The sequence below is a fragment of the Vibrio sp. 10N.222.48.A3 genome, assembly GCF_041475345.1.
Taxonomy (GTDB): domain Bacteria; phylum Pseudomonadota; class Gammaproteobacteria; order Enterobacterales; family Vibrionaceae; genus Vibrio; species Vibrio tasmaniensis_A.
In genome coordinates this window covers 1-2,246 of record NZ_JBFRVX010000868.1, presented here as the reverse complement: position 1 = coordinate 2,246, position 2,246 = coordinate 1, and the positions used below count along the sequence as shown (strand labels likewise).

2 protein-coding genes are annotated in these 2,246 nt (G+C 42.1%); one reads left to right on the top strand and one right to left on the bottom strand.

Annotated features, from left to right (window positions below):
• Window positions 1-84: 84 nt before the first annotated feature.
• Window positions 85-570 carry a C40 family peptidase gene (locus AB4653_RS21065; protein WP_009846751.1) on the bottom strand — a complete coding sequence of 162 codons (486 nt, stop codon included), beginning with the start codon at window positions 568-570 and terminating at the stop codon, window positions 85-87.
• Between the two features lie 104 nt (window positions 571-674).
• Here AB4653_RS21065 and AB4653_RS21060 point away from each other — a divergent pair.
• Window positions 675-2,246 (top strand): methyl-accepting chemotaxis protein (locus AB4653_RS21060; protein ID WP_372105250.1); only part of this gene is annotated, 1,572 nt, incomplete at its 3' end.

Genomic DNA, 2,246 nt, shown 5'->3' with positions numbered 1-2,246 from the left:
CTAGTACATTTACTAGGCTAAACAGCGATAGGCGTTTAAATAGTACCTTCAAAGCAACTGTGTTATCAGTTAATCTTTTAATCACTATAAACGCCTAAAATGCCAAAACTTAGAGGCCCAATAAGGGTTATCCAATCTCGATATAATGACACCTTTCGATGTCGAAGCATGTAGGAATTGATTGTTTCCTAAATATACACCGACGTGTCGTACCGTCATCGATGTTTTGAAAAACACCAAGTCACCACTTATTGCCTGTCCATACGCTATTTCCTTTCCCTTTTTAACTTGATCTTTTGTGGTTCTCGGTAAGGCTTGCTGGGTCGCAGTTTGCACTGCGATTTGAACGAAAGCAGAGCAATCTACGCCTCTAAATGAAGTCCCACCGAAATGATATGGCACACCTTTCCACTGTTCATACACACTCATATACGCATTGGTCGTTGATTGCTCTAACTTTGACAGAGGCTTGTGTGCGGTTTCACTAAGCTGAGAAGGGGATGGCGTCGAGCTACAAGCAGCCAATATTGCTAAAGTTATTGTAACTACAGCCATTTTTCTGAATTTCATATGTAACTCTTCTGACAAAAAACTGAAATATAAACGTCATCAAGGACTTCTAGTATACGAACTAACTTAAGGATATCTTTTTTCGTAGTCAAACTGGATTTCACATGCCCGACACAAATTTATCAATAAAACCTTCACGTTATACATTCTCGCTCATTCAAACCGTCACCGCTGTATTTATTTCTATTCTTTTGCTCGTCATCTTTTTATCTTTGGTCAGTCTCCGAGGCGTCGATCGGGTCGGGGGCCATTTTGAAGCACTTTCGGAGCAAGCATTACCTCTTGCATTAAACAACGCCGAATTAACACAAAGCGTGTTAGAGCAGGTAAAACTTCTTACTTATAGCACCCAATCAACCGACCTAAATACGCTTAACACAACAGGCAACTCGATCGACGTGTTAGTTGCCGAAAGTAACCAAACGCTAGAAGAACTCCTCTTCATATCCCAATCTTTTCCTGACGCGATTTCCGTTGAACAAAAACAAAACTTAACCGAGAACATGGCGACCTTACAATTGATGACTAGCCAAGTGTTGTCGTCTCAAATTGAAATTCAGAATAAGCAAAACCTCATCGATGGCCAAGTCACTGAGTTTCGCTATGGTGTGAGTTCCATCGGACCTGAAATGAACCGTATCAGTTCTTTCCTTGTACAGAACAACCCAGAGGCTTCCGATGCGGCTAACCGATTCACAGCGAGTGCTTCTGCAATGGCGAACACCTTCCTAATGTTGATGATGCAATCAGACTTAGAAAAAGCGCAAGACGAATACAGAGAGCTTCGAAATCGAATTGCAGGCATTAACCTCGCGTATGATGACTTTTCTGAATGGCATCCAGACATCGTAGAGTTCGCAAGCTTAACAGCGCCTTATGAGATGGTTAAATCTGGCTTTGCAGATCACGGTGTATTAAGACAAATCCTGCAAAAGCTAGAACTTGTTGAGCAACAAGAAGCCGACTTAGCAAAAGTCATCTATCTGGCTAACACCGTGATAGGGACCTTAAATCAACTATCGAACACCGCTTCCATTTTAATTGATGAAAGCGAGTTTGTGGTCAATCAGACAATTGCGACGATAGACAAAGTACTATTTATTAGCGGATTAGTGATAACGGCCATCATTTCTATTTCATGGTTCGTATTGCGTCACTGGGTGAACAAAGGACTCAGGAACATTACTCAACAAATGAGCTTACTCGCGGAACACGATTTTTCAAAACAGAGTCAATTAGTTGGCCCATTGGAATTGCAAGTTATCGCATCAAAACTTAATTCTGTTGTCGATTCAACCGCTGATTCGGTGCGCTTGGTAACACGAAACTGTGAAACGCTTTATCAAACAGCGGAAGTCAGTCACGATGCCGCAGAGCAAACTAACTCAAGCTTACACGAGCAAAATGAATCACTTCAGAACATGATTACCACCATTACAGAGCTTGAAGCATCTATTGGTGAAATTGCACGTATTTCTAACGCCTCAAATGATGACGCCCAGCTTGCTGAAAATGAGTCAGTGACAGGGAGTCAAGTTGTTGGACTTAACCAGCAGCGACTGCATGCACTAGAACACTCTTTAAGCATGAATGAAGAATCGATGGCCGACTTAGACGGACGTGTTAAACAGATTCGCGAAATGGTCGACATGATCAGCGGCATTGCTGACAACACT

Coding starts and splice junctions, on each gene's coding strand:
- AB4653_RS21065 (WP_009846751.1), bottom strand. CDS start 570: ATGAAATTCAGAAAAATGGCTGTAGTTACAATAACTTTAGCAATATTG.